The sequence below is a fragment of the Trichlorobacter thiogenes genome (assembly GCF_900167465.1).
Lineage (GTDB): Bacteria > Desulfobacterota > Desulfuromonadia > Geobacterales > Pseudopelobacteraceae > Trichlorobacter > Trichlorobacter thiogenes.
In genome coordinates this window covers 142529-149898 of sequence record NZ_FUWR01000009.1, presented here as the reverse complement: position 1 = coordinate 149898, position 7370 = coordinate 142529, and the positions used below count along the sequence as shown (strand labels likewise).

4 protein-coding genes are annotated in these 7370 nt (G+C 42.0%); all 4 read right to left on the bottom strand.

The features are described 5' to 3' along the window. The coding region (locus B5D39_RS16795) for a class I SAM-dependent methyltransferase (protein WP_139366744.1) at positions 1-494 on the bottom strand (494 nt) is incomplete at its 3' end. 136 nt (positions 495-630) lie between these two features. Then, a complete protein-coding gene (locus B5D39_RS09585; protein WP_139366743.1) occupies positions 631-1332 on the bottom strand; it encodes a hypothetical protein in 702 nt (233 codons plus the stop codon). A gap of 19 nt (positions 1333-1351) precedes the next feature. Then, positions 1352-3103 carry an asparagine synthase (glutamine-hydrolyzing) gene (asnB, locus tag B5D39_RS09580; RefSeq protein WP_078790241.1) on the bottom strand — a complete coding sequence of 584 codons (1752 nt, stop codon included), beginning with the start codon at positions 3101-3103 and terminating at the stop codon, positions 1352-1354. 77 nt (positions 3104-3180) lie between these two features. Next, positions 3181-7299: a glycosyltransferase gene (locus B5D39_RS09575; protein WP_161947468.1), complete on the bottom strand. Its 4119-nt coding sequence runs from the start codon at positions 7297-7299 to the stop codon at positions 3181-3183. Between the last annotated feature and the right edge of the window lie 71 nt (positions 7300-7370).

Genomic DNA, 7370 nt, shown 5'->3' with positions numbered 1-7370 from the left:
AATTTTGATTTACCTTCAAGTCCCCCTACATCTATCCAGCCCCAGAGAAAACTGCAAATATGTTCCCTGCTTTCGTAATCATCTTCAGTTATTTGGTAAGCGTAATCCAAAAGAAAATGTGTCGGCGGTGTTAACAAGCGCGAAGCATCAGGAGTAATATGCCTATTCGGCAGACTAAGAAATAAAATACCGCCGTCCTTAACAAATGATATCCAATGTATAAGTGTTTGAATTACGTTGGCTGAATGTTCAAGAACGTGATGAGCTATTACAAAATCAAACTCCTGCCCTTCAAAAACGCTGAGACTTTGAACGTTCACTATATCGTTTGTTGAAAAGTAAGTACGCAATTCATCGGGAGTACGCTTGTCTGCAAAGTGAATAACGGAGCCCTTTGCTACAGATGTAGGTAAGCATCCTGCACCAATCTCAAGGCCTTCCCCCTTGCAAAAAAGTTCTCCTATGTCATTCCGAGAAGCAATATTTAATGTCATTTATTAAGCCTCTTAGTTCGTCAAAAGATCAAAAATTTGCGCGGATGGAACTGAAAGAAATTGATAATATCGGGGTTAATTTATGCGAAACTAAAAAACAATTTAAAATCAGCAAATTAACTTCATCACTATCGTCTTAAAAACGACTTATTTTTCTTATAACAACTATAAACTCATTTCCGTTATTTGGGAAAAAACGTTCGACAACAAATTCTCCGGACAGAGCCTGCACTACACTAAGAAACTCAATAAACGTGTGTGCTTCCCATACGTGAAAGTGAATTCCACTTCTCACACTCTTTAGCAGTATAGCTTTATTAGTGATATCCTCTTGAAATGTAATTGTATCTACGTGAAAAACCCAATCATGGTAGTGCGTCAAATCATAAGGGTCAGTGCGCCCTTCGTATTCGTCAATCAGGTGCAACACAGTAGTATTGTTTCTAGATTTATCAAATGTATTATTCTTATCGGGAATAGCGTAATAAAGGGCACCACCAATTTTAAGCTTTGTTAAATGATTCAGTATTGTTTTAATAGGATCTGCGCAGTATTGAATGAAATGATTTGCAATGATAAAATCCAATGACTCATCATGCAACTCGCTCCTTGAAAGCGACTCGCCATCATCAATAATATCGGTATGAACAATCGAACGTTTTTGTTCTTCTGTAATGTAGTCAACACCGTTTATTAGCTCATCCCGGGTCATGTTATCCAAATACCTAACATTCAAGTGATGAGATGCTAATGGCAAGTGGCAGGCGCCTATCTCAATTCCCGAGCCACTTAAATGAGCCGTTGCAAGAGCATTGCGATTGCGCAATTGTATATTCATTAATATAGTTCTCCCAACACTAAAACATTCTATTCCGAAACCATTGTAGTAAAACCAGTAAAGTCCATACCCAAAGCGCATTCGGTTGCGCCCCTGAGTAATGTGCTTCAAATTTCCTACGAATCTCAGGAAGGTCTAGTAGTACAGCAGGCTCCCTAGTCTCCAAATCAGAAATAAGCGAATAGGCACGTTCTTTCAGTTCGAGAACAAGTAAGTCTACTGGCACGGAAAAGCCCATTTTGGGGCGTGTAATAATTGTTTTTGGCAACTGTGTCATAAAAGTTTTGCGCAACAGCCATTTGCCATTAGTATCGTTCATTTTGAAACTTTCTGGCAAAGAACTGATAAATTCAACTACAGATTTGGAGAGAAATGGAAATCTTCCCTCCAATGAGTGCGACATCAGTATTTTGTCCGCTTTCATCATTAGGTTTTCTGGCAGCCATGTTTTAAGATCATAGGCAAGCATTCCTGAAAGCAACGAACGTTCGGAAAAATAAGATTTATGTCGCCACAACCTGGTCGGATCCAAGTCAGCTTTGATGGGTGTTGATTCCTCCGTAAAATACCAGCTGTGGTGCAAAAAACGCTCAAAATGAGAGTCGGACGTGTCAGCCGACGCATTGTAAACATAACCATACTGTGGATACCCAGCCAGCATCTCGTCAGCCCCTTCGCCTGAAAGGACTACGGTAACATTTTTTTTGATCTCTTCGCATAAGATGTGGAGCGGAAAACAAGCTGGATCAGCTATCGGTTCATCCATTGCATCGACAACCGTTTCAAAACGTTCAATGATAGCCTTAGGGGAAGTTTCAACCGTAGTGTGAGATAATCCAAATGCATCCGCTACTTCGTGTGAATACTGGAACTCGTTTATAGTAGGGAATCCAATACTGAAACTTTTTAAATGCACTCCAATATCACAGCAAAGGCGAGCAATTACGCTTGAATCAAGTCCACCACTTAATAATAGACCGACCGGGACCTCGGAAACCTGTTGAACTTTTACCGAAGCACGCAGTAATTCATAGAGTCGTTCGGAGGCTTCGTCGGCTGTAATGCGCTCATGGCGCAAGGGTGCTGGAAGGTCCCAAAAACGGTTTTGGAAAACCGAATCCCCTGATATGGTCCAAACATTTCCAGCAGCAACTCTTCTAATATTCTTAAAAATAGTATCAGGTGCGTGCGTATATCTGAATGTCAGATAAGACTGGAGTCCAAACGGATTAAGGCTTAAGTCCGCTCCTGGGATAGCGAGTAACGGCCTCAATTCGCTAGAAAAGGCAATTTGTTCATTATCTTCGTAGACGTAAAGAGGCTTAACTCCTAAGTGGTCGCGAACCAGATAGAAAACACCACTTGCATTCTCATGCGTATCCCAAATAAAAATAGAAAACATCCCATCCAAGCGTGCAAAACAATTGACACCATTTTCAAGGAATAATTGTAATATTACCTCTGTATCAGAATTGGTTTTAAAAATATATCCGTTTGCTTGTAATTCAGTACGCAGCTCTTGGAAATTGTATACTTCACCGTTATAGGCGATGCCTACGTTTCCATCCTCTGACAACATTGGTTGTTGTCCTTGTGCAATGTCAATTATTGAAAGCCGTCGATGTATTACGGCGAATGATTGGCCAATGTAGACACCCCGCTCGTCCGGCCCCCGATGAAGTAGTCCGTTTTCAAAAATGCGTAACAGCTCCTTTTTCTTGTCAAAATGGGGAGCGGTTTTCTTCCAAATAGCACCTGCAAATCCACACATTTATCACCTAACCTCTACAAAAGTAATCCGGCTCAATCGACCTAAGTATTATAGTTGAGTAAAAATCAATATCCTGCTTATCCGACAGTTTGTTTAAATATTTTTGACCATTCAGCGAGGTAACGGTCTTGGTTAAATATATCCAGAGCTGTTTGCCTGGAGGCTGCCGCCATTTTTTTTCTGGCAGCAGGATGTTTTTCCAAAAAGAGTAACTGGTCCGACAACTCATCGTGACAGTCCGCAAAGAAACCGTTGGCCCCATTGCGAATAAATAAGTCAACATCATGGTTACGCATACTGACGGAAACAAGTCCTGCCATCATAGCTTCCCCACGGGAACGCGGCATGGGTGAGCGTAATGTTGTGTTTAAATAGGTAGAGTAAGATCCTATTTCACGGCTGTAATTCAGAAACTTAGATTCAGACCACTCTCGAGAACCTTGTTTATAACTCAATGGTGGTTCTGGCACCTTTAGTACATTGATTTCCATCGCCCCTTTAATGCACTCTCGAACATGGTTAAAAACAAACAAGCCATTATAATGCGGTCGATTTTCTAACGCAGCATAAAGCATTGTCAAAACACCGCGATCACCTGTTCCCATGGGATAATCGTGAGGAGAGAACCCGTGCCAGACCACCGTTGATTTTTTAAAACCCCATTCATGGCACGCCTGATGCGAATTACACACCACCAGAATATCATGGAAAAGCTCAACTAATTCTTTCCGTGAATCTTCATATACAGCTCCTAAATCTGGATTGGTGTATGCTGAGTTGTATTGACCAACAAATTGTGGCGTTCCATGACATATTGCTACTTTTGGCAAATTCACATTATCTAAGAAACTCCGCAATGTTGCCCCCCAATCGAGGGGAACCTTTCCGTTGCATCTTTCAGGGTGCAGTACGTTTTCATCGAAATGAAGAATTGCCAAGTCGTAGTCTTTTGGATTAATTTCGTCAAATCGAGTAAAATTTGCATTTTGAGGCATCGGACGTTTATCCCACTCCCAACTTTCACACAGCCCTGTACCGGTACCGGTGGCAAGTGTAAAGTCATGGCCGGATCGATAAAGCTCATATTGATGCGAACAATGCCAGCGATACGTCAATATTCGCAATGGGCGATGACTTTGTGCAGTAATTGGGGAGCGACGGTAACGGTCGAACGTCCCTTCTAGATAGGAATAATCATCGTTGTTACTCAGCTTGTCAGCGCTTGCACCGGTCCAATTGATAATCGCCTGATATGTCTTTATACCCCATTGACGAGATAGCAATACTAGATCTGGATGGGTTTCGTGCAACCGCCTATAATTCTTTAAAGAGCGAAAGGCCTTAATACCCTCATCAGTTGTTGACGGGTGACTGACGTGAATTGAAAAAGTCTCTGGTAAAAAACGAATACGGGCACCTGCTTTGTAAAGCCTGCATCCCATTTCAACATCTTCCCACCCAAAGCCAGAATTGGGATCAGCAGAGTAACCAAATCTTTCATCAAACAAATTATCAGATAACCCAATTGTGAGAAATTGCTTACTAATCGAAAAATTGCGTGTAATACAATTAACGAAGCTATCGGGATTTTTGGGGTCCTGCAACTCAGCCAGACTAATACGAAGCGTTCTATCTGACTCATGCCGCCCTAAAACACTGTATGGGTCTGCATCAAATGTTTCGATGTTCATCGGCCCAATTGCGACATCACAATCTCCATGCTGGTGAGCCCGATAGTGTTCAAATACATATGACCTATTTACCATACAATCCGCATCAATGACTATGATGACATTACCGTTCGCTTCAGCAATTGCACGGTTACGGCTGGCGCAGTTTCCAAGGTTACTCGTATTTTTGATAATTCTAACTTTCATTTGGGCAGCGAATTGCTTCGCCTTGTTCATCTGGAAAACAAAATCCTCGACAATGCGAACAGAGTTATCAGTACTCATATCATCTACCAATAACACTTCGAATAGCCCCTGAAAATCCTGTCGCCTCAATGATTCCAGGAAGTAACGAACCTCATTTTGCTTGCCATAGAGTATTGCGATGATAGTAACTAAAGGGACAGTAGATTGCCAATCTGCTTCAGACACCTCCAACGCATTCATGTGCGGGGTACGATTATTGATCAGGCTGTTGTACAGCACCTTGGCTTCTTGAATTGCTGTAGGGATCGAAAAACGTCGCATCAAATATTCTTTTGCCCGTTGTCCCATACGCATTCGATCATTGATGTCAACGATGAGATGCTTGAGTAAAACATACCACTCCTCAGATGATTCAGCCAACAAGCCATTATCGCCATGCGACACGACAGCTGAAAATGTGGAGGTTGGCGAAGCGACGCTCGGAATACCAAATATTGCGGCCTCGAATATTTTCAATTCACTTTTACAATCAGTAAAAGCATTATTCATTTCCAACGGCACCAGATTGATATCCACGCTAGAAAGACAACGAAGCATCTCAGCATGTGACATTAAAGGATGAACAACTATTTGGCTAGCACACTTTTGGAGTTCACCGGGTATGTCCAAATGCCCGACTACTAATAATTCAGCAGTTGGAAACTCACCCAGAATTTTAGACAGCGCAAGAGCACAAACTTTAAAATCCTCTTGGTGAGTTTTTGTACCACTAAAGTAGCCGATACGGGTTCCGGTTCTATTTGTTTTAGAAGATTGACAGCTAACCTTACTAAACTCATCACAATCTGCTCTGCTTATCGTATTTGGCAATACAAACGATGGAATATTAAGTTTTCTTACTTCCTTGGATAAGGCAAATGTCGATGTAGTCACCGCATCGCAGCTAAGTAATGTTTCTCTCCAGAGCCCAAATCCATTTTTGAGTTGCTCTTGTTGAGCTGAATCAAGGTTTTTAACAAATCTTAGCAATTCAATCCGGTCAGGGTCAAAAACGAGATCATCAATATCAAAGACAATTGGTATGCCTACTTTTTTGCAGACACTGATCAATCTTCGGCTGTTTTCGCTTGCAGCGATTCTGTTCAGTATTACGATATCAAAGTTTGTCGGCTGGATATCAAGTAAGTTGGCATCCATGACGATTTCAGATTGGACGCCATGTAAGACAAATTCAGCGGAGTAATTAAACACCCTGTATTTCTGCGTCTGCATGTCGGATCCGTTAATGACCCAAAGAATTCTCGGGTGCGATATACTCCGGTTATGGGTGACAGCGTCAGAAACAGGGGGCAGATGCACATGTTCCATGCAATTGTCAGCGCATGTTTGCTGATTATTTTTTTTAAAGCTGTGAGTATTATTAATATGATCGTCATTTTCACGAGATAGAATGGTTTGGCGAACCTGAGCAAGTATGGTGGAGCGCCTGTTGGTTGTAGATTCTTCCGAGTGACCTGCCAGAACTAACTTTTGATTTTCACTCCCCTGTGCCAATTTGCGAAGCAATTCGTTCACTTCAGTAAAACACTGTTGCATCCGCACATCTGCCAGATATAGTTTGTTGTCTATGGAGCGTAATTGCTGTTGAATATTTACTCTTGTCTGTTTCGTTCCAACGAATTGTAATACCAAGCCAAGCACAGGCGTTTTTAGCATGCGATAACTTCGAATAACGCTTTTCAAGCCGGTAAGCTCAGCTCCGCAGGCTCTCCCTTCCTTGCTCAAATGCAAGCAGGCAAGAATTTCAATTTTGCTGATACCGGCTCTTACACGTGCAAGATAGTACGCGCACCCTTCTGGATCAGGCTCACGACCAAGTAGCGTAAGGTATGAAAAACGAATGAAGTCCTCGTCGTTATATGACATTAACTCCTCTAATGTATCTACTGCATTAGGGGATAGTCTGGTTTTATTAGACTGCATTTTTTGTTGAATTGATCTTCCGACAGGTTTTATTCCTGCAAGGCGCAACACCGAGCCCAGCACAGGAATTTTTAGCAAGCGATGACGTAAAATAATGTCTTTCAAGCCGATAAGCTCTGCTCCCCAGATTCTCCCTTCCTCACTCAAATGCAAGCAGGCAAGTATTTCAATTTTACTGATACCGGCTCGTAAACGTGCAAGATAGTAAGCCTGTCCATCTGGATCAGGCTCGCGTCCAAGCAGTGTAAGATATGATGAACGAATGAAGTCTTCGTCATCATAGGAAAGTAACTTTTCTAATGTATCAGCGACACAATCGTGATGGCTTGTTTTCATAGTAAAAGCCCTATTATCTGTCATTGAATCGGCCTGTAAGGGGGGGGAAGTTTGGTAAAAAGAACCTGTCA

What these genes read in the sequence shown, in the direction of transcription:
- asnB (WP_078790241.1), bottom strand. Translation starts at nt 3,103, where the DNA reads ATGTGTGGATTTGCAGGTGCTATTTGGAAGAAAACCGCTCCCCATTTT.
- B5D39_RS09585 (WP_139366743.1), bottom strand. Translation starts at nt 1,332, where the DNA reads ATGAATATACAATTGCGCAATCGCAATGCTCTTGCAACGGCTCATTTA.
- B5D39_RS09575 (WP_161947468.1), bottom strand. Translation starts at nt 7,299, where the DNA reads ATGAAAACAAGCCATCACGATTGTGTCGCTGATACATTAGAAAAGTTA.